General features: G+C 62.8%; 27 protein-coding genes and 1 tRNA gene. 7 read left to right on the top strand and 21 right to left on the bottom strand.

What is annotated here, in order from left to right:
• The 4 genes from QYC26_RS05350 to QYC26_RS05335 all read left to right on the top strand — a co-directional run bounded on the left by QYC26_RS05350 (window position 1) and on the right by QYC26_RS05335 (window position 3,573).
• Window positions 1-1,368 (top strand): PQQ-binding-like beta-propeller repeat protein, encoded by a 1,368-nt coding sequence (locus QYC26_RS05350; protein WP_317514366.1) that lies wholly within the window; start codon window positions 1-3, stop codon window positions 1,366-1,368.
• A gap of 124 nt (window positions 1,369-1,492) precedes the next feature.
• The gene (gene der, locus QYC26_RS05345; protein WP_317514365.1) at window positions 1,493-2,851 is read left to right on the top strand and encodes a ribosome biogenesis GTPase Der; all 1,359 of its coding nucleotides are present in this window, start codon (window positions 1,493-1,495) and stop codon (window positions 2,849-2,851) included.
• Window positions 2,851-3,075, top strand: a complete 225-nt coding sequence (locus tag QYC26_RS05340) for a sulfurtransferase TusA family protein (RefSeq protein WP_317514998.1) — start codon at window positions 2,851-2,853, stop codon at window positions 3,073-3,075. Before der ends, QYC26_RS05340 begins: the two co-directional genes overlap by 1 nt.
• Window positions 3,076-3,138: 63 nt before the next feature.
• Window positions 3,139-3,573 (top strand): Hpt domain-containing protein, encoded by a 435-nt coding sequence (locus QYC26_RS05335; protein ID WP_317514364.1) that lies wholly within the window; start codon window positions 3,139-3,141, stop codon window positions 3,571-3,573.
• 150 nt (window positions 3,574-3,723) lie between these two features.
• Here QYC26_RS05335 and bfr read toward each other — a convergent pair whose 3' ends face one another.
• From bfr to hspQ, 11 genes are all read right to left on the bottom strand, one after another.
• Entirely contained in the window at window positions 3,724-4,203 is a 480-nt protein-coding gene (gene bfr, locus QYC26_RS05330) for a bacterioferritin (protein WP_317514363.1), read from the bottom strand.
• A gap of 108 nt (window positions 4,204-4,311) precedes the next feature.
• Window positions 4,312-4,611, bottom strand: a complete 300-nt coding sequence (locus tag QYC26_RS16785) for a bacterioferritin-associated ferredoxin (protein WP_411197629.1) — start codon at window positions 4,609-4,611, stop codon at window positions 4,312-4,314.
• A complete protein-coding gene (locus QYC26_RS05320; protein WP_317514361.1) occupies window positions 4,545-5,804 on the bottom strand; it encodes a DUF418 domain-containing protein in 1,260 nt (419 codons plus the stop codon). Before QYC26_RS05320 ends, QYC26_RS16785 begins: the two co-directional genes overlap by 67 nt.
• A 56-nt stretch (window positions 5,805-5,860) precedes the next feature.
• Window positions 5,861-6,697: an S-formylglutathione hydrolase gene (gene fghA, locus QYC26_RS05315; protein ID WP_317514360.1), complete on the bottom strand. Its 837-nt coding sequence runs from the start codon at window positions 6,695-6,697 to the stop codon at window positions 5,861-5,863.
• Window positions 6,698-6,699: 2 nt separating this feature from the next.
• Complete coding sequence (locus QYC26_RS05310) at window positions 6,700-7,083, bottom strand: VOC family protein (protein ID WP_317514359.1); 384 nt, start codon at window positions 7,081-7,083, stop codon at window positions 6,700-6,702.
• Between the two features lie 37 nt (window positions 7,084-7,120).
• Entirely contained in the window at window positions 7,121-8,230 is a 1,110-nt protein-coding gene (locus tag QYC26_RS05305; protein WP_317514358.1) for an S-(hydroxymethyl)glutathione dehydrogenase/class III alcohol dehydrogenase, read from the bottom strand.
• Window positions 8,231-8,315: 85 nt separating this feature from the next.
• Entirely contained in the window at window positions 8,316-8,930 is a 615-nt protein-coding gene (gene eda, locus QYC26_RS05300) for a bifunctional 4-hydroxy-2-oxoglutarate aldolase/2-dehydro-3-deoxy-phosphogluconate aldolase (RefSeq protein ID WP_317514357.1), read from the bottom strand.
• 10 nt (window positions 8,931-8,940) lie between these two features.
• Window positions 8,941-10,761, bottom strand: a complete 1,821-nt coding sequence (gene edd / locus QYC26_RS05295; RefSeq protein WP_317514356.1) for a phosphogluconate dehydratase — start codon at window positions 10,759-10,761, stop codon at window positions 8,941-8,943.
• Between the two features lie 25 nt (window positions 10,762-10,786).
• Window positions 10,787-11,491 carry a 6-phosphogluconolactonase gene (pgl, locus tag QYC26_RS05290; RefSeq protein ID WP_317514355.1) on the bottom strand — a complete coding sequence of 235 codons (705 nt, stop codon included), beginning with the start codon at window positions 11,489-11,491 and terminating at the stop codon, window positions 10,787-10,789.
• On the bottom strand, window positions 11,484-12,935 hold the full coding sequence (gene zwf / locus QYC26_RS05285; RefSeq protein WP_317514354.1) for a glucose-6-phosphate dehydrogenase: 1,452 nt from the start codon (window positions 12,933-12,935) through the stop codon (window positions 11,484-11,486). The genes pgl and zwf overlap by 8 nt, the downstream gene beginning before the upstream one ends.
• 81 nt (window positions 12,936-13,016) lie before the next feature.
• Window positions 13,017-13,397, bottom strand: a complete 381-nt coding sequence (gene hspQ, locus QYC26_RS05280) for a heat shock protein HspQ (RefSeq protein ID WP_317514353.1) — start codon at window positions 13,395-13,397, stop codon at window positions 13,017-13,019.
• 120 nt (window positions 13,398-13,517) lie between these two features.
• Here hspQ and QYC26_RS05275 point away from each other — a divergent pair.
• Window positions 13,518-13,607, top strand: a tRNA-Ser gene (locus QYC26_RS05275).
• Between the two features lie 343 nt (window positions 13,608-13,950).
• Here the strand turns inward: QYC26_RS05275 and arsH are convergent.
• From arsH to QYC26_RS05245, 6 genes are all read right to left on the bottom strand, one after another.
• The gene (gene arsH / locus QYC26_RS05270) at window positions 13,951-14,709 is read right to left on the bottom strand and encodes an arsenical resistance protein ArsH (protein ID WP_317514352.1); all 759 of its coding nucleotides are present in this window, start codon (window positions 14,707-14,709) and stop codon (window positions 13,951-13,953) included.
• Window positions 14,706-15,779: an ACR3 family arsenite efflux transporter gene (gene arsB / locus QYC26_RS05265; RefSeq protein ID WP_317514351.1), complete on the bottom strand. Its 1,074-nt coding sequence runs from the start codon at window positions 15,777-15,779 to the stop codon at window positions 14,706-14,708. The genes arsH and arsB overlap by 4 nt, the downstream gene beginning before the upstream one ends.
• Before the next feature lie 12 nt (window positions 15,780-15,791).
• On the bottom strand, window positions 15,792-16,223 hold the full coding sequence (gene arsC, locus QYC26_RS05260) for an arsenate reductase (glutaredoxin) (RefSeq protein ID WP_317514350.1): 432 nt from the start codon (window positions 16,221-16,223) through the stop codon (window positions 15,792-15,794).
• Window positions 16,220-16,735, bottom strand: a complete 516-nt coding sequence (locus tag QYC26_RS05255; RefSeq protein ID WP_317514349.1) for an arsenate reductase ArsC — start codon at window positions 16,733-16,735, stop codon at window positions 16,220-16,222. Before QYC26_RS05255 ends, arsC begins: the two co-directional genes overlap by 4 nt.
• An 8-nt stretch (window positions 16,736-16,743) precedes the next feature.
• Entirely contained in the window at window positions 16,744-17,106 is a 363-nt protein-coding gene (locus tag QYC26_RS05250) for a metalloregulator ArsR/SmtB family transcription factor (RefSeq protein ID WP_317514348.1), read from the bottom strand.
• 114 nt (window positions 17,107-17,220) lie between these two features.
• Entirely contained in the window at window positions 17,221-17,877 is a 657-nt protein-coding gene (locus tag QYC26_RS05245) for an NAD(P)H-dependent oxidoreductase (protein ID WP_317514347.1), read from the bottom strand.
• A 185-nt stretch (window positions 17,878-18,062) separates the two neighbouring features.
• On the opposite strand from QYC26_RS05245, the gene QYC26_RS05240 reads away from it, so the two are divergent.
• Window positions 18,063-19,049 carry a permease gene (locus QYC26_RS05240; RefSeq protein ID WP_317514346.1) on the top strand — a complete coding sequence of 329 codons (987 nt, stop codon included), beginning with the start codon at window positions 18,063-18,065 and terminating at the stop codon, window positions 19,047-19,049.
• 13 nt (window positions 19,050-19,062) lie between these two features.
• Entirely contained in the window at window positions 19,063-19,299 is a 237-nt protein-coding gene (locus tag QYC26_RS05235; RefSeq protein WP_317514345.1) for a thioredoxin family protein, read from the top strand.
• A 7-nt stretch (window positions 19,300-19,306) separates the two neighbouring features.
• Here QYC26_RS05235 and QYC26_RS05230 read toward each other — a convergent pair whose 3' ends face one another.
• The 4 genes from QYC26_RS05230 to QYC26_RS05215 all read right to left on the bottom strand — a co-directional run bounded on the left by QYC26_RS05230 (window position 19,307) and on the right by QYC26_RS05215 (window position 22,536).
• A complete protein-coding gene (locus QYC26_RS05230) occupies window positions 19,307-19,687 on the bottom strand; it encodes a hypothetical protein (RefSeq protein ID WP_317514344.1) in 381 nt (126 codons plus the stop codon).
• Window positions 19,684-21,003 carry a recombinase family protein gene (locus QYC26_RS05225; protein WP_317514343.1) on the bottom strand — a complete coding sequence of 440 codons (1,320 nt, stop codon included), beginning with the start codon at window positions 21,001-21,003 and terminating at the stop codon, window positions 19,684-19,686. Before QYC26_RS05225 ends, QYC26_RS05230 begins: the two co-directional genes overlap by 4 nt.
• On the bottom strand, window positions 21,000-21,464 hold the full coding sequence (locus QYC26_RS05220; protein WP_317514342.1) for a DUF2924 domain-containing protein: 465 nt from the start codon (window positions 21,462-21,464) through the stop codon (window positions 21,000-21,002). The genes QYC26_RS05225 and QYC26_RS05220 overlap by 4 nt, the downstream gene beginning before the upstream one ends.
• Before the next feature lie 346 nt (window positions 21,465-21,810).
• On the bottom strand, window positions 21,811-22,536 hold the full coding sequence (locus QYC26_RS05215; RefSeq protein ID WP_317514341.1) for a S24 family peptidase: 726 nt from the start codon (window positions 22,534-22,536) through the stop codon (window positions 21,811-21,813).
• Window positions 22,537-22,557: the final 21 nt, after the last annotated feature.

Genomic DNA, 22,557 nt, shown 5'->3' with positions numbered 1-22,557 from the left:
ATGCGTAGCGCATTGTTGGTAACGGCCGCCGCCATGCTGGTGAGCGGCTGCGCTGTTCTTGGTGGCGGCGGCGACGACAAGAAGCCGAAGACACCGACTGTAGGAAAGCGCATTCCGGTGTTGAGCGCCGAAACGGGTGTCGAGGTGGATCCGGCGCTCGCCGATGTTGCGGTGGTATTGCCCGCTCCGCTCACCAACCCCAGCTGGACCCAGCCGGGCGGCAGCGCATCGAAGGCGATGGGCCACCTTTCGCTCGGTGCCGCGATCGCGCCCGCGTGGAGCGCCACGATCGAGGGCAGCAGCAAGACCGCACGTCTCGCCTCCGCACCGATTGTTGCGGACGGCAAGGTCTATGTGGTCGACAGCCGCGCCAAGCTCACCGCATTCAACGCCGATAGCGGCGCCAAGCTCTGGAGCATCCAGATTGGCGACGAAAAGGATACGGCGGGTGGCCGCAGCTGGCTTTCGGGTGAACTCACCGGCAATGTCGGCCTGCTCTTCGGCGGCGGCGTCAGCTATGATTCCGGCACGCTCTACGCCACCAACGGGCTGGGCGATGTTGCGGCGTACAACGCCGAAACCGGCGCGCAGCTTTGGAAGAAGCGCCCCGGTGGTCCGCTGCGCGGTGCACCGGGTGTTGGCAATGGCAATGTCTATGTGATGAGCCAGGACAATCAGGTTTTCGCGATGCGTCAGAGCGACGGCAATCTCGAATGGAGCCGTGCAGGCACGCTTGAAACCGCAGGCGTCTTTGGCGTCGCCAGCCCGGCGATTGCGCAGGGCACCGTGGTTGCGGGTTATAGCTCGGGCGAACTCAGCGCCTATCGTTACGAAAATGGCCAGGAAGTGTGGCAGGATGCGCTCGCGCGGACCAGCATTTCCACTTCGGTTGCCTCGCTCAGCGATATCGACGCCGATCCGGTGATCGATCAGGGCCGCGTCTTTGCGGTCGGGCAGGGCGGGCGCATGGTGTCGCTCGAGCTCGTCACCGGTCAGCGCCTCTGGGAAATCAACCTTGCGGGCATCCAGACGCCCTGGGTTGCCGGGGAATGGCTGTTTGTCGTTACCGACGAGGCCAAGCTGCTCTGCCTTTCGCGCGTCAGCGGCAAGGTGAAGTGGCTGACCCAGCTTCCGCGCTATCGCAAGGAAAAGAAGAAGGAAGGCCCGATCGCCTGGCAGGGCCCCGTCCTTGCGGGCAACCGCCTCGTGCTCGTCAGCAACGAGGGGGAGATGGTCAACGTCTCGGCCACCGATGGCACGGTGCAGGGCACGCAGGAGTTGAAGGCGCCTGTGACGCTGCCGCCCATCGTGGCGAACAACACGCTTTACGTGCTGGATGACAGCGGCCGGCTGACCGCCTGGCGCTGATCCTTTTCGGGGTGCGGTGGTTGATCCGCCGGCCCCGAAGGTCCAGATAACTGGAATGTTCCGGAGCATGGCGCGGTTCTGACGAACCGGGTCATGCTCCAAGTCTTTTGTGGAGAAAGGCCAGATGGCCAAGAGATTGCCCGTTGTCGCCATTGTCGGGCGGCCCAATGTGGGCAAATCGACTTTGTTCAACCGTCTCGTGGGCAAGAAGCTCGCGCTGGTGGATGATCGTCCTGGCGTTACGCGCGATCGGCGTGAGGGCGATGCTTCGCTCCTCGGCCTCGAATTCCGCGTGATCGACACGGCGGGCTTCGAGGATGAGGATCCGCAGAGCCTGCCCGGGCGCATGCGTGTTCAGACCGAGGCTGCGGTTGCCAATGCCGATGTCGCGCTGTTCCTGATCGATGCGCGCGCCGGCGTGGTGCCGCTCGATGCGGAAATCGCGCGCTTCCTGCGTGGATCGACGACGCCGGTCGTGCTCATGGCGAACAAGGCCGAAGGCCGCGCCGCCGAAGCCGGCGTGCTCGAATCGCTCGAGCTTGGCTTTGGCGATCCCGTCCAGTTCAGCGCCGAGCATGGCGAGGGCATCGCCGATCTTTTCGAGGCACTGCTTCCGCATATCGAGAAGGAAGGCGAGGAAGATCTCGAGGACGAGGAAGAGGAGGCCGAGAACGGGCCGCTGAAGCTCGCCATTGTTGGCCGCCCCAATGCCGGCAAGTCGACACTGGTCAATCGTATCCTTGGCGAGGACCGGATGATCACCGGGCCCGAGGCCGGGATCACGCGCGATTCCATCGCGATCGATCTCGACTGGAATGGCCGTCCCGTCCGCCTCATCGATACGGCGGGGATGCGCAAAAAGGCGAAGGTGCAGGAAAAGCTGGAAAAGCTTTCGGTTGCCGATGCGCTGCGCGCCGTCGACTTCGCCGAGGTCGTCGTGCTGCTGCTCGATGCGACGCTTGGGCTTGAGTCGCAGGATCTGCGCATCGCCGACCGCGTGCTGGAAGAAGGGCGTGCGCTGATCATCGCGCTCAACAAGTGGGACGTTGCTGAAGAACCCTCGAGCCTCTTCCAGGGCGTCCGCAAGGCGCTGGACGATGGATTGGCCCAGGTGCGCGGCGTGCCGCTGATCGCGGTCTCGGCCGCCACGGGCAAGGGGATCGATCAGCTGATCGATGCCGCCTTTGAAACGCGCGAGGCCTGGTCGAAGCGCGTGACCACCGGTCAGCTCAACCGCTGGTTCGAACGCGCGATCGAGGCGAATCCGCCGCCAGCACCGGGCGGTCGACGGATCAAGCTGCGCTATGTCACCCAGGCCAAGACGCGCCCGCCGGGCTTCATCCTGTTCGGCACACGCGTCGATCAGTTGCCCGAAAGCTATCGCCGCTATCTGGTGAACGGTATCCGCCGCGAACTGGGTTTCGGTGCGGTGCCGGTGCGCCTTACGATGCGTGCGCCCAAGAACCCCTACGGCAACAAGTGATCGGCATCCCGCTCGTCGACGCGCGCGGGATGCGGTGCCCCTGGCCCGTCGTTCGGCTCGCGCGGGCGATGCGGGAGGCGCCGTCCCCGGCGCTGGTGCGGATCGTGGCGGACGACCCTATCGCGCCCGGTGAAATCGCTGCGCTGGCGCAGGAGTGCGGCTGGGCCGTGCTGCCTGTACAAACCGATATCGGCGCCGGCTTCGAAATCAGCGCGCCCGCGTAACGCCCTGTTTACGCTGTCTGCCATAGGTTTGTGGCGCGGGCAGCGGGAAAGGGATGGCGGCGCGTGGTCGAAGACGAACAGATTTTGGTCGACTGGAAAATATTTACTGCGGCGCGTCAGGAGCTTGGCGCCGGGTTTATCCGCATTCTTGGCTATTTCCGCGAGGATGGTGCCGAATCGGTCGCGCGGGTCGAACAGGCGCTGCGTGCCGGCGATGCCGCCGCGATGGTGCTGCCGGCGCATCGGCTGAAGGGGGAATCCCGCCTCTTTGGCGCAGGGCCGCTCGCCGAGCTCGCCGAAGAGATTGAAGGGGCAGCGCGCCGCTGTGTCGAAACGCGCGAAGTGCCCGGTCATCTCATCCCGCAAGTCGTTGCCCTGCGGCAGGTGTTCGACAAGACGCTTGGGCTGTTCGATCGCGAATGCAATCCGCTGGTGGAGCGGCGGCAGGGCTTTGGCCGGCGCGGCGCGATGGGCCATCAGGATATCGACCCGTTTTGAGAAAGCCTGGCGCCTCGGAAAGCCCAATTACAGGCTGTGGATAACTTTATCTGAGTAACAAAACCCCTGGGGGAAGGGGGTAGCGGCAGCGGGCCTCGACGGGCCCGCTGCCGTATCGCATTTCCGCCCATTTGGGCGGTGAAGCGCGGATCAGTCCTCGGTCGGTTTCGACTGAAGCTGGATATAGTTCTGCAGGCCCATGCGCGCGATCATGTCGAACTGCTTTTCGAGCATGTCGACATGTTCTTCCTCGCTCTCGAGAATGGCGGCCAGCAGGTCGCGGCTGACATAGTCACGCACGCTTTCGCAGTGCGCGATGCCTTCGCGCAGCAGGGGAATGGCTTCATTCTCCAGCTCGATATCGGCCTTCAGGATCTCTTCCACATTCTCACCGATCTTGAGGCGGCCGAGAAGCTGGAAGTTGGGAAGACCGTCGAGGAAAAGGATGCGCTCGGCAAGCTTGTCGGCGTGCTTCATCTCGTCGATGGATTCATGACGCTCGAAGTCTGCGAGGCGGCTGATGCCCCAATTGTCGAGCAGGCGATAATGAAGCCAATACTGGTTCACCGCCGTGAGCTCGTTCTTCAGAGCCTCATTCAGATATTCGATGACCTTGGTATCGCCCTTCACTGTAAAACTCCTTTACTGATCGCGGGATTATACGCGGTCAAAGCTTTACAGGAAAGCCGGAAAACTGCTGATTTTCCGGGGTTTTTACGCTGGTAACTCGCGCTATTGTCAGGCGGTCGCAAGCTCGGATTTGATAATGCTTTGCGCAAACGGAATGCACTGTCCGCACCGGGTTCGGCGGCCGAGCGCGGCATAGGCGCTGCACGTATTATGTCCGCCACCGTTGCGCACGGTGTCGCGCAGATCCTTTTCCCGAATTGCGTTGCAAAGGCAGACAACCACTGACGAATCCTCCACTGACACTGGAGAGATACGTATAATGATAATGTATCGCAATAGGTTTATTCGGCGGTTCGTCGTTTTCGCATTTCCTGCGGTCCGCCCCGCGCCAGCGACCGCCACAGCCATTCGAGAGGCCCATAGGCGAATCGGTCGAGCCATGGTTTGGACCATGCAAGCATGACCACGCAGCCTCCGGCAACGAACAAATAGGCCTGGGCCCGCGAAACCTCGCCGAACAGCCCCAGGCCATAGCCGTAGAAGATCGTCGTCATCACGATGCTGGTGCCCAGATAGTTGCTGAACGCCGCGCGCCCGGCGGCGGCGATGCGCGCGATCATCCTGCTGCCCGCGAACCGGTCGATCAGCCACAGTGCAGCGGACGCGTGTGCCAGCGTCAGGATGATGCGAGAGGGGATCGACCAGGTGAAAGTGGCGTTGAAGGTGACGATCGGATCAAAGCCGCTGGTGATGCACCAAAAGGCAAGCAGCATCGTCGGCGGCAGGCCGATCATGTAGCATATGGCTGCCGTGCGGGCGTAGGACGCGCGGGAACGCATGCCGGTAAGGAAACCGCTCTTGCACAGCCCCATGCCCATCAGCATCAGCCCCAGCGCTTCACAGCCGGACAGGAGCACCATCAAGAGTGGCCCCGATGCGCGCTCGCCCATGCGGTAGGCCAGGATATCGGCATAGCCCGACCGGTAAACCGAAAGTTCGGTCGCGGTGCTGGCCATGCCGGGCACGCCGAGGCCGGAGATCATCGCCTTATAGGCATTGCCCGCCTCGACGCCCGCATGCGGGGCGGTCGCGGCGCTCGCGGTCATCAGGATCGAAATGCTGATGGCCGCAAGGATCAGGAAGCCGATGATGAGGCTGAGCACGCCCCAGCGTATCAACTGGCCCGCACTGCCGTGCCGGGCGAGGAAGGCGAACGACCCGATCACGGCGTACAGCGTCAATATGTCGCCGAACCAGATCAGATAATAATGGGCAAGCCCGAAGACGAGCAGCCATCCCATGCGGCGCAGGTGCAACTGGGGGCCGTCGGCGCCGCGCGCCTCGGCGGCATCGATCACGATCAGCATGCTCGCGCCGAACAGCAATGAGAACAGCCCGCGCATCTTGCCGTCCACCAGCACATAGGCGGTGGCCCATGCGGCGATGTCCGCCGGACTGGTGCCACCCCAGACGCGCGGATTGACATAGGCGAATTCGGGCATGGCGAAGACGATGATGTTCATCGCCAATATGCCCATCACCGCGATGCCGCGCAGCGCGTCAAGGCTCAGATAACGGGGGCGGGGGGGCAGGGTGTCCATCTCTGCCTTGTGACGTCCGCAGCGCCCGCTTGGCAAGCGCTGCGGTGTTCGTCGTTTCAGGCCAGCCGGTCGGCGTGCCAGTGGATGTGATCGTCCATGAAGGTCGAGATGAAATAATAGCTGTGATCATATCCGGGCTGCATGCGCAGCGTCAGCGGAATGCCCGCGGCGTCGCACGCCGATTGCAGCAATTCGGGTTTCAACTGCTCGGCCAGAAAAGGATCGGCATCACCCTGATCGACCAGAATCTCGCTCACCCGTGCGCCGTCCTCGATCAGCGCCGTCGCGTCGTGGCGCCGCCATGCCGCACGGCCGGCGTCGAGATAGCGGGTCAGCGCCTTTTCGCCCCATGGGCAGTTCATCGGCGAGGCGATGGGCGCAAAGGCCGATACGCTCCGGAACCGATCGGGATGGTTGAGCGCGATGGTGAGCGCGCCGTGCCCGCCCATCGAATGGCCGGTGATGCCCTGGCGCGCCATGTCGACGGGAAAATGCTCGGCAATCAGCGCAGGCAGTTCGCGCGTGATGTACGAATACATGCGGAAGTTATTTACCCAGGGGCGCAGTGTGGCATCGACATAGAAGCCCGCGCCCTTGCCGAAATCATAGCTTTCGTCATCGGGCACGGTATCGCCGCGCGGGCTGGTGTCGGGTGCGATGAAGATGATCCCGCGCTCGGCGCAGGCGCGGCGATATTCACCCTTTTCCATGACATTGGCGTGGGTGCAGGTCAGTCCCGAAAGATACCAGAGCACCGGCAGTTTCGCGCCCGCTTCATGGGGCGGGACATAGACCGCAAAGGTCATGTCGGTGCCGGTTTCGGTGGAGGCGTGCCGATACACGCCCTGCACGCCTCCAAAACCCTTGTTCGTCGAGACCGTGGCGAGCGCCATGATCAGTCCTTGATCCAGTGTAGGCCGCACAGCTTGTTACCGGCGGGATCGCGCAGATAGGCGAGATAGAGCTTACCGAAAGCGCCTTCGCGCACGCCCGGCGGGTCTTCGCAGGTGGTGCCGCCATTGGCGACGCCCGCGGCATGCCAGGCGTCGATTTCGGCGGGGGAGGATGCGGCAAAGCCGATCGTGCCGCCATTGGCATAAGAGGCCGCCTCGCCGTTGATCGGCTTGGTCAGCATGAACAGTGCGCCGTTATGGTTGTAGATCACCCGGCCCTTGTCATCGACCATGCCGGGCTTTGCGCCCAGCGTGCCCAGCGTGGCGTCGTAGAACGCCTTGGATTTTTCAACGTCGTCCGCGCCCAGCATTACATGCGAAAACATGGCATCCTCTCCTTGCTGCTTGTTGTGCGTTGCTTGCTCAGAACACCACGACCGAACGGATGCTCTTGCCCTTGTGCATCAGGTCGAACCCCTTGTTGATTTCCTCGAGGCTCAGCACATGGGTGATCATCGGATCGATCTGGATCTTCCCGTTCATATACCAGTCGACGATCTTGGGCACGTCGGTACGGCCCTTGGCACCGCCAAAGGCAGACCCCTTCCAGACGCGGCCGGTGACCAGCTGGAACGGACGGGTCGAGATTTCCTTGCCCGCCTCGGCCACGCCGATCACCACCGACACGCCCCAGCCGCGGTGGCAGGCTTCAAGCGCGGTGCGCATCACATCGGTGTTGCCGGTGCAGTCGAACGTGTAGTCGGCGCCGCCATCGGTGAGGGCTACGAGATGCTGGACGATATCGCCGTCCACCTTCAGCGGGTTGACGAAATCGGTCATGCCAAAACGACGGCCCCATTCGGCCTTCTCGTCGTTGAGATCGACGCCGACGATCTTGTCCGCGCCAACCAGCTTGGCCGCCTGGATGACGTTGAGGCCGATACCGCCCAGCCCGAACACGATCACGTTCGAACCCGGTTCCACCTTGGCGGTGTTGATCACCGCGCCCACGCCCGTCGTCACGCCGCACCCGATATAGCAGCTTTTGTCGAAGGGGGCGTCCTCGCGGATCTTGGCGACCGCGATTTCGGGCAGGACGGTGAAGTTCGAAAAGGTCGAGCAGCCCATATAATGGTAGATCGGCTGACCCTTGTACGAAAAGCGCGTCGTGCCGTCGGGCATCAGGCCCTTGCCCTGCGTCGCGCGGATCGCGGTGCACAGGTTGGTCTTGCCTGAAAGGCAGCTTTTGCACTGGCGGCATTCGGGGGTGTAGAGCGGGATCACATGATCGCCGGGCTTCACGCTCGTCACGCCCGCGCCCACTTCGCGCACGATGCCGGCCCCTTCATGGCCGAGGACGGAGGGGAAGATCCCCTCGCTGTCGAACCCGTCCAGTGTATAGGCGTCGGTGTGGCAGATGCCCGTCGCCATGATCTCGACCAGCACTTCGCCGGGCTTGGGGCCTTCCAGGTCGAGTTCGACGATTTCGAGCGGCTTTTTCGCCTCGAATGCGACGGCGGCGCGGGTTTTCATGGCGCGGGTTTTCCTTTCGTCGGAATGGGGGATTTGGTTCAGGCTTTCCGGCAAATTCCGGGGCTTTGCAAGGGCGTATTACCCCTCATCCGGAAAGCGCGGCGGCCTCGCGGGCGGCGGCTGTGATGGCCTGCGCATCGGGCGCGCCGCGCAGGACGATCCAGCTGCCGCCGACACAGGCGACCTGCGGGATCGCCAGCCATTCGGGTGCGTTCGCGGCGGTGATGCCGCCCGTGGGGCAGAAGGTGCAGTCCGCGAACACCGGGGCCAGGCTCTTCAGCGTCGGCGTGCCGCCGCTCGCCATTGCGGGGAAGAACTTGAAATGCGACAGCCCCATGTCGAGCCCGCGCATGATGTCGCCCGCATTGGCGATGCCGGGCAGGAAGGGGATGCGGCTTTCGATTGCGGCATGCCCCAGCGGTTCGGTGAGGCCCGGGGAAACGACGAACTGTGCGCCCGCGTTGATCGCGGCCTGCAGATCGCCGGGATTGAGCACGGTGCCTGCGCCAACGATCGCGCCATCCACAGCGCTCATCTCGCGGATCGCTTCAAGCGCGCACGGCGTGCGTAGCGTCACTTCCAAGATGCTGAGGCCGCCAGCCACCAGCGCCTCGGCAATCGGGCGGGCATGGGCAAGGTCGTCGATCACCAGAACCGGGATGACCGGGCCGGTGCGCATGATGGTTTCGATGGGGTTCATCGTCGGTTCCTCACAATCCTGCCAGTGCCAGCATAGCCGATCCGCCGCGCTCGGCATCGTCGGCGCCGCGGCGCATCATGGCAAATAATTCGCGCCCTGTGCCGTGGGCATGCGGCGGCGGTGGAGCGGCGGTGCGCGTGCTCCATTCGGCGGCGTCAACCAGGGCGGCGATCACACCGGTGACGGCGCAGACGCGCACCATGTCCCCATCGCGCAAGGAGGCGATGGCTCCACCGGCCTCGGCCTCGGGTGTTACATGGATGGCGGCGGGCACCTTGCCCGACGCGCCCGACATGCGCCCATCGGTGAGCAGCGCGACACGGTGCCCACGATCCTGCAGCACGCCGAGCGCGGGCGTCAGTTGATGCAGTTCGGGCATGCCGTTCGCCTGTGGCCCCTGAAAGCGCACCACCACCACCACGTCCCGGTCAAGTTCGCCCGCGCGGAAGGCGGCGAGCACTTCCTCCTGATCGGCAAAGACGCGCGCAGGCGCCTCGATCGTCCAGCGTTCGCGGTCCACCGCGCTGGTCTTGATCACCGCGCGGCCGATATTGCCCTTGAGCAACCGCATGCCACCATCGGGGCGAAAGGGCGTGGCCACCGGCTGGAGCATCGTGTCGTCCAGCGTTTCCACCGGCGCATCGACATAGGACAGCGCGTCGCCATCGAGCGCCGGCGTGCGGGCATAGGGGGTGAGCCCGCCGGTCCAGATCGTCAGCAGATCGCGGTGGAGCAGGCCGGCATCCAGCAGTTCGCGGATCGCGAAGGCCATCCCGCCTGCCTCGTGGAACTGGTTCACATCGCCCGCGCCATTGGGGTAGACGCGCGCGATCAGCGGCACGACGGCCGACAGCCGGTCCAGATCCTCCCAATCGATGGTGATCCCCGCGGCGCGCGCAATGGCGGGCAGGTGGATGGCGTGGTTGGTCGATCCGCCCGTGGCCAGCAACCCGATCGCCGCATTCACGATCGCCTTTTCATCGATGCATTGGCCGAGCGGCCGGTAATCGCCGCTATCCGAGCCGATCTCGGTCAGCCGATGCACGGCCGCCCGCGTCAGTTCCTGCCGCAGCTTGGTGCCGGGATGGATGAAGGCCGCACCGGGGACGTGGAGCCCCATCACCTCCATCATCATCTGGTTCGAATTGGCGGTGCCGTAAAAGGTGCAGGTGCCCGCGGTGTGATAGCTTGCGGCCTCGGCCTCCAGCAACTCGTCTCGGCTGGCCTTGCCCTCGGCATAAAGCTGGCGGACGCGCTGTTTTTCCTTGTTGGAAATGCCCGATGGCATGGGGCCGGCGGGCACCAGCACCATGGGCAGGTGCCCGAAGCGCAGCGCGCCGATCAGCAGCCCCGGCACAATCTTGTCGCATATGCCGAGTAGGGCCGCGCTTTCGAACATCCCGTGGCTCAGCGCGATCGCGGTGCTCATGGCGATGGTGTCGCGGCTGAACAGCGACAATTCCATGCCGCGCTGGCCCTGCGTCACGCCGTCGCACATGGCCGGCACGCCGCCCGCAACCTGTGCAGTCGCACCGCGTTCGCGGGCAAAGAGCTTCATCTGCTCGGGGTAGCGGGCGTAAGGCTGATGGGCCGAGAGCATGTCGTTATAGGCGGTGACGATGCCGATGTTCATCGCGCGGCCCGTGCGGATCGCGGCCTTGTCGTCGCCCGCTGCGGCAAAGCCGTGCGCCAGGTTGCCACAGGAAAGGGTGGGGCGGTCAACGCCCCTGTCCCTTTCCCGTGCAATCAGCTCCAGATAGGCCGAGCGCCCCTGTTTCGAACGGGAAATGATCCGATCGGTAACGGCGGCGATTTCGGGATGGAGCGTCATGGTTCTGCCCTGATGGGGCTGGGCGTCAGGCGTCCAGCCAGTGGATGTCGATCGGCTGCTCGGCTTCGGCCAGCACGCGACCCACCGGAACGGTCGAGCTTGGCCCGTCCTCGATCGCGCGTTCCAGCACCTTGCGCTTGTCGGCACCCTGGATCGCGATCACGATCGTGCGTGCCGACAGGATCGACGCGCGCGTCAGCGTGACGCGGGCGACGGGGGCGTCCTTGGGCATTGGATCGGGCATCACGCCGATCGCGCGGCGCGCCTTGGGGCCGTTCAGCGCCTCGTCCAGATCGGGGCCGGCAAAGATCGAGGCGGTATGGCCATCAGCCCCCACGCCCAGCCAGACAAGGTCGATCGGCCAGTGCAGATCCTGCAACCGCGCATCGGCGGCGTTGCCGGCGAGCTTGTAGTCCTTGTTCTCGGTGCCGATCGGCAGCACGCGTGCGCCCAGCGGCAAGAAGGCGCGGGCGATGGAGGCGATGTTGCTCATCGGGCTGTCGACGGCGACCAGCCGGTCGTCGGTCGGAATGATCGTCACGCCCTTCCAGCGCAGCTTCTTTTCCGCCAGTTTGGCGAATACGGGCAGCGGCGTCGTGCCCCCCGGAAAGGCGACAAGCGCCTGCCCGCGCGCATCCAGTGCGCTTTCGATGATGAACGCGATGTCGCCGGCAACCGCCTCAGCCCATTCGTCCTCATCTTCATAATCCCAGAATTCGGCTTCAATCATGCCAGCTTACTCCGTCTCTTTCGGTCAGCGCGATGGCGGCTGAGGGGCCCCAGCTGCCAGCGCCATAAGGTTTTGGTTCCATCTGATTCGCGGTCCAGCCTGCGCGGATCGCGTCGATCCATTCCCACTGTGCCTCCACCTCGTCGCGGCGGACGAACAGCGTCGGGTCCCCCTCGATCAGGTCGAGCAACAGGCGCTCATAGGCGATCCGCTTGCGCGCGCCGGCAAAGGCATGGGTGAGCGAGAGGTCCAGCGGCACCTCGCGCAGGGTGATCCCCTCGCGGTCCATTCCGGGTTCCTTCGCCATCACCAGCAGGCGGATATATTCTTCGGGTTGCAGCCGGATGACGAGCTTGTTCGCCTTTAACCGCCCGCCGCGCTTGGCGAAAATCGAATAAGGCACCTGCTTGAACTGGATGAAGATTTCCGATTGCCGGCTGGGCAGGCGCTTGCCGGTGCGCAGGTAGAAGGGAACCCCCTGCCAGCGCCAGTTATCCACATGCGCCTTCAGCGCGACGAAGGTCTCTGTGTGCGAAGCCTTGCCCAGTTCGTCGGTATAGCCGGGAACCGCTTCGCCGCGGCTGGCGCCGGGGGCATATTGCCCGATCACGCTGTGCGACGGCGCGCTGTCGGCATCGATCCGGCGCAGCGAACGCAGCACCTTCACCTTTTCATCACGGATCGCAGTTGCGTCGAAGCTTGCGGGCGGCTCCATCGCGACCAGCGCGAGCAGCTGGAGCATATGGTTCTGCACCATGTCGCGCAGCGCACCGGCCTCGTCGTAGAAGTCGATCCGGCCCTCAAGCCCCACGGTTTCCGAAACGGTAATCTGGACATGATCGATGCCGTTGGCGTTCCACAGCGGCTCGAACATCATATTGGCAAAGCGCAGCGCGAGCAGGTTCTGGACGGTTTCCTTGCCTAGATAATGATCGATGCGGAAGGTGCGCTCCTCGGGAAAGGCGGAGGCGACCGCATCGTTGATCGCGCGGCTGGACGCGAGATCCCTGCCCAGCGGCTTTTCCAGCCCAATCCGGACATTTTCGCCCGTAAGGCCAGCCGCCTTCAGCCCGGCAATGGTCGGTTCGAACAATTGCGGTGCAGTCGACAGGAAAATGGCAATGCCGCGCGGCGAATCGCCGATCTTGTCGGCCAGTGCAGCGAACCCTTCCGGCTGCGACGCATCGAGCGGCTGATAACGCAGGCGTTCGACAAAGCTCGTAATCTGGGCGTCATCGATTCGGTCGGGCGGCAGGAACTGCGCCAACGCCTGGCGCGCCATCGTGCGCCACTCGGCATCCGAAAGCATGCTACGCGCGGTGCCCACGATCTGCAGGCAATCGGGCACCAGTCCGTCGGCGTGCAGCACGAACAGCGACGGCAGCAGCATGCGGCGGGCAAGGTCACCCGTCGCGCCGAAAAGGAGGAGGGTCTCGCACGCCATTCCTGCCTCATCCTCCATGCCCGGTCGGCCGTCAACCGCGCCGCGCTGGCGCGTTGACGGTGGCCGGGCAAGATGCCGGGATCAGTGGCGGTGAAGGCGTTTCAGAGTGTAGCGCCCGCCCGCATATCCATCGAACAGGCCCGACAGGGCGGGGTGCTCGACCGGCTCGGTGCTGTCGTCCGAGATCAGATTTTGCTGGCTGACATAGGCGATATAGCTGCGATCGGCATTTTCGGCGAGCAGGTGGTAAAAGGGCTGATCCTTGCGCGGACGGCTGGTCTCGGGAATCGCCTGATACCATTCCTCGCTGTTCGCAAAGACGGGGTCGATGTCGAAAACGACACCGCGAAAATCGTGCAGCCGGTGCCGCACGACATCGCCGATTGAAAAACGCGCATGGGCGATCATCGGCGCTGCGGGCTTTGTTTCCTGGGTTTCGACAAGGGCAAGCGGTTCGTTCATGAACGTAATTTAGGAAGAAATGAAAAAGTCACAAGCAGATCGCTTGCACATATCGAAAGCCTAGGTTAATGGCCCCTCCACATCGACCGGGCGACGCCGATTTGGCGCCCGTCTTTCAGCGGAGAGGTGGCTGAGAGGTCGAAAGCACCGCACTCGAAATGCGGCGTGCCGGCAACGGTACCGTGGGTTCGAATCCCACCCTCTCCGCCAACATCTCAATGCGAATCAATGAGATGGGCCTTCTGGGGCCAGAAAATCCCCAGCTTCCGCGCCGTTTTGCCGTTGGCACCTAAACCCAAGAGACTGCCAGATACGCCGAAATGGGTCTCTGATCGCCTTTCGTCTCTTTTCGCCTAAACCTTGCCGTGGAAGGTATAGGTCTCGGAAATGACGCATTTCTGGGCTTTTCTGCCTCGCACACGTCTATACCTTTTCAGGGCAAACCCGGCACCCAAAGCGATGTGAGAATCCGAGGTATCCGCAAGACAGGGTGATACCCGGCTATTTTTCGCGAATGTTCATGCCTTTAGAAACAGACTGATTCAGCGTTGCATTATGTGGCTTTAGCCAATCCTGCGGCCTCCACATGCGTATCAACGGGCTCGTTGCGATCCTTGCGCTCCGAATACCTGTCGACGAGCTGGTCAGCGTGCGGACGCAGCAGGACCGTGAAGCGAACCAATTCTTCTATCACGTCCACGATCCGGTCGTAGTAGCTCGACGGCTTCATTCGGCCGGCTTCGTCGAACTCTTCATAGGCCTTGGCCACGGAGGACTGGTTGGGAATGGTGAACATACGCATCCAGCGTCCGAGGATCCGCAGCGTGTTGACGCTGTTGAAGCTTTGCGATCCCGCACAGACCTGCATGACAGCAAGGGCGCGCCCCTGGGTTGGCCGCAGGCCTTTATAGGCGAGCGGAAGGTGGTCGATCTGGGCCTTCATGATCCCGGTGATCTGACCGTGCCGCTCCGGGCTGCACCAGACCTGCGCTTCCGACCACAGAGAATATTCACGTAGTTCGTGAACCGCCGGATGGTCATCATCCTGAAACTGATCAGGCAGCGGCAGGTCAGACGGATCAAAGATCCGCGTCTCGCAACCGAAGAACTGGAGCAGGCGTGCAGCCTCTTCAACCGCAAGCCGCGAATAGGACCGCTCGCGCAGGGAACCGTAGAGAAGCAGGACGCGCGGTGGTGGATCAAGTTTGCCCAGACCGAGCGCTGGGCGCCGATGAACATATTCTGGCCTGAGGGCCGGCAGATACTCGGGATCGGCAAGCGGGCGCAGGCGTGGATAAACGGGCTTGGTCATGCGCGAGCCTCCGTCGGGACAGATTCAGGAAACCAGCGGCGTCCGAACCAGAAGGCGACGTTGACCAGCAGGATGAGCACCGGAACCTCGACCAGCGGGCCGATGACGGCGGCGAAGGCAACCGGCGAGGCTAGCCCGAAGGCCGCGATGGCCACCGCAATCGCCAGCTCGAAATTGTTGCCCGCTGCGGTGAACGCCACGGCGGTCGTGCGCGGGTAATCGCTGGCAATCAGCTTGCCCATGAAGAAGCTGATGGAGAACTGGACGACGAAGTAGATGGTAAGCGGGATGGCAATGCGGATCGTGTCGCCCGGCAAAGTCACGATCTCGTTGCCCTTGAGGCTGAACATGGCGGCGATGGTGAACAGCAGCGCGATCAGCGTGACCGGGCCGATCTTGGGCAGAAAGGTCTTTTCATACCACTCATCACCTTTGGCCTTCGCCAGCCATTTGCGGGTGAGGTAGCCGGCCAGGAACGGGATGCCGAGATAGATCAACACGGCCTCGGCGATGGTCCAGAAGCTGACGTGGATGACGCTGCCTTCAAGGCCGAACAACGGCGGCAGGAAGGCGAGGAAGAACCACGCGTAGACGCTGAAGAACAGGATCTGGAACACCGAGTTGAACGCCACGAGAGCCGCGACATACTGGTTGTCGCCCTTCGCCAGCTGGTTCCAGACAATGACCATGGCGATGCAACGTGCAAGGCCGATCAGGATCAAGCCGGTCATGTATTCCGGCTTGTCGCTGAGGAAGATGACCGCGAGCGCGAACATCAGCACCGGCCCGATGATCCAGTTCTGGATCAGCGAGATCGCCAGCACCCGCTTGTCCTCGAACACCCGCGGCAGTTCCTCGTAGCGCACACGCGCAAGCGGCGGGTACATCATCAGGATCAGGCCCACGGCGATGGGAATGTTCGTCGTGCCCCAGGAGAGGCTGTCGATCGCCCCGGGGAGCCAATCGAAAATCGACCCCAAAGCAACGCCCAGCGCCATGGCCAGGAATATCCACAGGGTCAGATAACGATCGAGGAACGACAGGCGTTCGCGCTTGGACTGTTCGGTCACGGTCTTTCCTCTTCAGCCAGGGATGCGGTTGCCGGCGGCATCGATGACCTGTTCGCCGTCTTCCTTGGCAAAGGCACCGCGCTGCTGCGCCGGGATCAGATCGAGCACCTCTTCCGAGGGCCGGCACAGCTTCACGCCGAGCGGCGAGACAACCAGCGGGCGGTTGATCAGGATCGGATGCGCCATCATCGCATCGACCAGCTGCGCATTGGAGAGGTCCGGATTGTCGAGACCCAGTTCGGCATAGGGTGTGCCCTTTTCACGCAGCAGCGCGCGCGGCGAGATGCCAGCCCGTGCAATCAGGCTTTCAAGCAAGGCACGCGAAGGCGGCGTCTTCAGATATTCCACGACATGCGGCTCAATCCCGGCATTGCGGATCATGGCCAGAGCGTTGCGCGAAGTGCCGCATTCCGGGTTGTGATAGATGATGATGTCGGTGTTCATGTGCTTGCTCCACCGCTGGCGCCTTCGGCCCGGCCGATTTCCTTGAGCTTCTGCTTCATCGCCATCTCGTCGATGCTGGAATGCGGCAGCGTCAGAAACAGTGAGATGCGGTTCGTCAGATAGCGCAAGGCCTGAAGGAAAGCGTCGCGCTGGCCTTCGCCCTCAACAGCTGCTGGATCCTCGATGCCCCAGTGCGCGGTCATCGGATGGCCGATCCAGACCGGACAGGTTTCACCTGCGGCGCTGTCGCAAACCGTGAAGATGAAATCGAACTCGGGCGACCCGGGCTTGGAGAACTCGTTCCAGCTCTTCGAGTACATGCCGGTGGTGTCGTAGCCCATTCCGTTCAGCACCGAGAGCGCCATCGGGTGGACCTCGCCCTTGGGCTGGCTTCCTGCGCTGTAGGCTTTGAAGCGACCTGCGCCGAGCTTGTTCATCACCGCTTCGCCAAGGATCGAGCGGGCACTGTTGCCAGTACAAAGGAAAAGGACGTTGTAAATCTTCTCGGACATGTGAGGCCTCAGGCGGTCATAGGTTGAGCGGCATTGCAGGTGAGGCCGCCAAGCAGGTCGGCGCACATTTCAGGCGCACCCTGGCAGCAGTCCTGCATCAGAAATGCGAGCAGACGACGCATGCCGGCAAAATCGGCGCGGTAATGGATCAGGCGGCTCTCACGCTCGGACTGAACAAGGCCTGCCCGTTCCAGTGTAGCAAGGTGATGCGACATGGTGGACGGCGGAACGCCTTGATGTTCAGCGATGGCGCCAGCGATCATGCCTTCCGGGCCTGCCTTCACCAGCATGCGGAATACCGACAATCGCGTTTCGTGCGCCAACGCGCCAAGCGCATCAACTGCCCATACCTGAACGTTCACATCAGTCATCGCGATTCGATCCTTCCAATTCTTTCGAATAGTTATACCAGCCATATCCCGTCAATTGATATTTCCAGCAGCATCGAATGGAAGGCGAAACCTAGAGGCAAGAGCCCGATTTCTTCAGGGCGCATTCCGCTGTGAAGGATCGCGGCTGAACGCAGGTGCTGCGGCTGGTATGCCTTCTTCGGCCCGCTGCGCCCCTGCGGCTGCAGCCCACCATTCCAACTGCGCAAGGGTCCGACCGAAATACTCTTGCCAGGCCGCGGCATCGACGCCCTCGGCAAAATCCCCAGTTTCGCTCAGGATATCCTGCGCTTTCGGCAGGTGGATCATTGCCGAGACCGGCAGACAACCCAGTTCCGACAGGAAGGTGCGCATGTTTACCGCTGCGCGGGCACCGCCCCACTGTCCGGCCGAATAGGTCACGATGGCGCTGGGCTTGTAGGAAAAGAGCGAGCTGCCAAAGTGGTTCAGCAGATGCGCCAATGCCGGGCTCATGGAGTGGTTGTACTCAGGGCTGACCATCACATAGCCATCTGCAGCTTCTATCTTCGCAGCTAAAGCGTCCAGAGCCTCCGGAGCGGCGCTCTTCGCATAGGCAAAGTGGGGCTTGAACGCGGCCGGAAGCTCGATCGACAATGGATCGATCAATTCAACGGCGTGGCCCATTTCCTGAAGATGCTTCTCGCATTGCCGGGCAACCCGCAGGCCAAGCCTGGCCGGGCGTGGAGGCGTGCTGTCACGGGCTGACCCGAGGAATACCAGGAATTTCTGCACGTCAGTATGCTCCATGGACGACGGTTCTGGCGATCCACAACCTGAAGCGCTCCCGACCCTGCCAGTATTCCCGCTTTATAATCGAGACGCTCGATGCGTATAGTGGACGCATCCAATATCGACGCTGCCTCCGCACGCGTTCACTCACGCCAAGGGGGCAGGCCATTTCCGAGATATTCGCATGGTTGAATGATCAGCTGCTGCGCATGCAGTGGCTATCTGATCTGGTCGCTTGGCTCGTTCGGGACGGCTTCGGGCTTGATCCTGCTGGACGGCTTGGCGGTAGCATCCACTTCTTCATCTATGACGTCATCAAGATCTTCATCCTGCTCGGGGTGCTGATCTTCACGATCTCATGGGTGCAAAGCTATTTTCCGCCAGAGCGCACGCGCCGGATCCTTGGAGAGCGCAAAGGTCTCGGCGCCAATATCATGGCGGCTCTGCTGGGCACCATCACGCCGTTCTGCTCGTGCTCGTCGATCCCTCTTTTCATTGGCTTCACGAGCGCGGGATTGCCGCTGGGCGTAACTTTTGCCTTTCTGATTTCCTCGCCGCTAGTCGACCTCGCCTCCGTCATCCTGCTGGCCAGCGTATTCAACTGGACGATCGCGCTGGCTTATGTCGCGGTTGGACTTGTGCTGGCCGTTCTGGGCGGCACACTGATCAGCCGGATGAAGATGGAGGGGCAGGTTGAGGCATTCGTGTTCAACAGCCCGGTCATGGAAAGCGACGATGGCCATTTGACCCGGCGCCAACGCTTCGATTTCGCCCGGGATCAGGTTGCCGAAATTTTCGGCAAGGTCTGGATTTACGTACTGATCGGCGTCGGGATTGGCGCTGCCATTCACAACTGGGTGCCAGAAGCCTTCATTTCCGCACTGCTGGGGCAGGACAAATGGTGGTCTGTCCTCGTCGCGACGGTGGTCGGGATGCCGATGTACGCCGACATTTTCGGCACGCTTCCCATTGCAGAGGCATTGGTCGGCAAAGGCGTGGGCATCGGAACCGCTCTGGCTTTCATGATGGCCGTGACTGCCTTGTCTCTGCCGTCCATGATCATGCTCAAGCGGGTCGTGAAAATGCCGCTTCTGCTGCTATTTGCAGGAATCGTTGCGACCGGCATCATCGTGATTGGCTATGTGTTCAACGCCTTTGGCCCCATGTTACTTTGAATTGGAGACAGGTATGATCATCAAAATCCTTGGTTCAGGCTGCAAGAAGTGCATCGCCCTGGGCGAGAATGCGAAGGCGGCCGCCGATGCGGCCGGGATCTCAGCGGAGATTGTGAAGGTCACGGACTACGCACAGATCGCGGCCTACGGCGTGATGTCGACGCCTGCGCTCGTCATTGACGAGAAGGTTGTGTCGACCGGCAAGGTGCTGACTGTTTCTGAAGTGACCGAGAAGCTCGGCACCGCCTGACGCAGGATTACCCAAACACAGCCGCTTCCTGCGCGCCCCACGGTAACTCGGCCGCTGCGGCCAGTTCTTTCACCGGCACTGTCGGCGGGACGCGCGCAATCAGTAGCTTCTCCAGCACGGGCGGCGCCAGATAGGCCAGCTTCAGCATCCGGCCGGCATAGGCGGGCGTTACATCCTCGGCCTTGGCAATGTCTGCGAGCGTCGCCGCTTCCCCGCTTTCCAGCTTCCGCCGCCAGCTCCACGCCTTGGCGATCGCCTTCAGCACATGCGGGTCTACCCCGCCGCCGTTGTCGGGCGCCATGTTAGCTGGCGGGACGATCTTCGGCCGCCCGTTGCGCTTGCGGATGGTGAGCGGGATGAAAACCCGCATGGTGGTAGGTGCGCTCATGCTGCTTGTCTCCGTTCTGGTGTGACCATTTCACGGATGACCGATCCGAGGCCCTCGGTGCGCAGGTCAACCGCAAGGCCAGCGGCGCTGACCGTGACCCGCTCGATCAGCAGCCGGGCGATGCGGGCCTGCTCGGCCGGGAACAGGGACTCCCACAGCCCATCAAAGCCCGACAGCGCAGTGACCACATCGTTCTCGGTCATGTCGGGATCGGTCCTGCGCGCAGCCTCCATCGCCCGCGCCGCGATTTCCGGCGTGCGCAGCAGCGACCGGATGTGCTGGACGACGGCCGTTTCCACCATGCCGGCATTCAGACGGACAAAGCTGTCGCGGCCTTCGCAGGCCCGGTTCCGGATCGCATCCATCGAGGTGTAGTAGCGGTAATGGCGGCTGCCCTTTTTCGTCACCGTCGGCGTCATGGCGATGCCCCGATCGGTGAAGATCAGCCCCTTGAGCAACGCCGGGGTCTGGGTGCGGGTGTTGGCCGCGCGCTGCCGGGGGCTTTCCTGCAGGATGGCATGCACCTGATCCCACAGTTCATGCGTGATGATGGCCTGATGCTCGCCGGGATAACTGGTGCCCTTGTGGACGGCTTCTCCCAGATAAAGCCGGTTGCGGAACAGCTTGTACAGGAACCCCTTGTCGATCGGCTTGCCCCGCTTGTTGAGGGTGCCGCCCGCCACCAGCTCCCGGGTCAGTAAGGTCGCAGATCCCAGCTCGACAAACCGCTGGAAGATGTGGCGCACCGTGGCGGCCTCAGCCTCGTTGATCACCAGCTTGCGGTCGACGACATCGTAGCCCATGGGCACGAACCCACCCATCCACATGCCTTTCGCGCGGCTGGCAGCGAACTTGTCACGGATGCGCTCGCCGGTGACCTCGCGCTCGAACTGGGCGAATGAGAGCAGGATGTTCAGCGTCAGCCGGCCCATCGAAGTCGTGGTGTTGAACGCCTGCGTCACCGACACGAAGGTCACGTTGTTGCGGTCGAACGCCTCGACCAGCTTGGCGAAGTCCATCAGCGAGCGAGACAGGCGGTCGATCTTGTAGACAACGATGACGTCGACGAGCCCCGCCTCCACGTCTTCCAGCAGGGCCTTCAGGCCGGGGCGTTCGAGCGACCCGCCGGAATATCCGCCGTCGTCGTAGCGTTCGCGCATGCAAACCCAGCCTTCGGCGCGCTGGCTGGCGACATAGGCCTCGCAGGACTCGCGCTGCGCATCGAGGCTGTTGAACTCCATGTCCAACCCTTCCTCGCTCGATTTGCGGGTGTAGACGGCGCAGCGCAGGCGGCGCGGTGAAGTGGTGTTGTTCATGCCGCGTCCTTCCGTTCCCGCAGGCCAAAGAAGCGGTAGCCATTCCACTGGGTGCCGGTGATGTCGCGGGCGATGGCGGACAGCGATTTGTAGCGGCGCCCCTGCCAGTCGAACCCGTCCTTCAGCACCGTGATGACATGCTCGGCCCCGTTCCATTCGCGCACCAGCCGGGTACCGATCACCGGGTTGCGCGGGTCGCTGATCACCGATTTCCGGACTTTCTTGCCCTCGACCTCGTCGGCCAGGGCATCAAGCAGCTGGCGCGCCGGCTTCGACAGACCGCCGAAGGTCAGCTCCTGGATCCGGTAGGCCAGCCGTTGTTCCAGGAACGAGCGGCTGTTGTTGGGTGCCTCGCTGCTGAACAGCTTCTCCCATTCGGCCTTCAGTTCCCTGACCGACATCTCCTTCAGCGCCGCCAGCCTGGCCAGCACCTGCGCATTGTCATCCTGTTTGTGCATCATCGTCCTCCGATCCGGGCTCGTGCCCGGGGACGACTGACGCTCTTGGTCGCGGATGAGCCAAGTGAACTATCTCCGTCGCCCGCAGATAAAGGACTGGACTGTTCGCGCATGCGCAGCACGCCGGCGGCCACGATGCGACCCAACTCGGTGATCCGGGCATCGGGCGTCATTTGGTCTGGCGCGAGGGCGTTGGGGTGGCTCTGGGCAATCATCGGGCATTCCTGGCTGAAGGGCCGGGAGCCGCTGAACCGCTGGTTCGCTCCCGGTGTCTCGCTCAGGAATATTGATGGATATATCCCATGTCAAAACGGTCTTGTGTCACGAACCCCCTTGACAACGGGTCCTGTCACCGCCGCCGGGTATAGAGACTCTGGTGCGCACGCAGGACAATGGCGATGATCGTGATGTCGTTGTCGCCGACATGATTTTCATCTGGCCGGCCGATGACGATCGGCTCCTGGAACTCCGCCCGGGTCGACTCGCCACGCAGGATAAAGTTCTGCCCATCGTGGTCGAGACGCTTGCAGGTGAGCTCGTGGAGGTCGTGGCGATCGCGCTGGACGATGACGATGTCGCCGGGTTGCGGCTCGACATAGCCGTAAGCGACCCGCAGGCACTCCAGATCCGAACCCGGCGGGATCACCTTGTCCATGGAATAGCCTTCCATGCGCAGGGCGAAGCGCTCGCTGCCCGGGAAGGGATTGGGGCCCACCTCGATGGAGTATCGGTCTTCTGCGCCCCAGGTGGTCTCTTCACGCCAGACGCCGGCAGCGACAGCCCCCACGACCTCGAGCGTCTCGAACGGCTGTGAACCCCCGACCCGGTGCATGATCGTGGTGGCGGCCGGGATCATCTGCGAGATGTCCATATCCAGCGCCCTGGCGAGACCCACCAGCGTATCGAGCGTCGGGTTGGTGCTCTTCCCCTTGATGATGTCGCGCACGAGGTAGGGGTTCTTGCCGCCGGTCGCTGCCATCGAGAGCGAGCGAGAGTTCCACTTCGCATCAGGCGCGGTCGCGTCCTCGAGGATCTTGCGCAGGAACGCGATGTTGAAGGCCGGGGTCTGGGTCATCGGCTGTGGGTAACACTGTGG

Origin of the sequence: Sphingomonas sp. C3-2 (assembly GCF_033025475.1) — a bacterium.
GTDB lineage: Bacteria > Pseudomonadota > Alphaproteobacteria > Sphingomonadales > Sphingomonadaceae > Sphingobium_A.
This window is presented reverse-complemented; position numbering and strand designations above follow the sequence as displayed.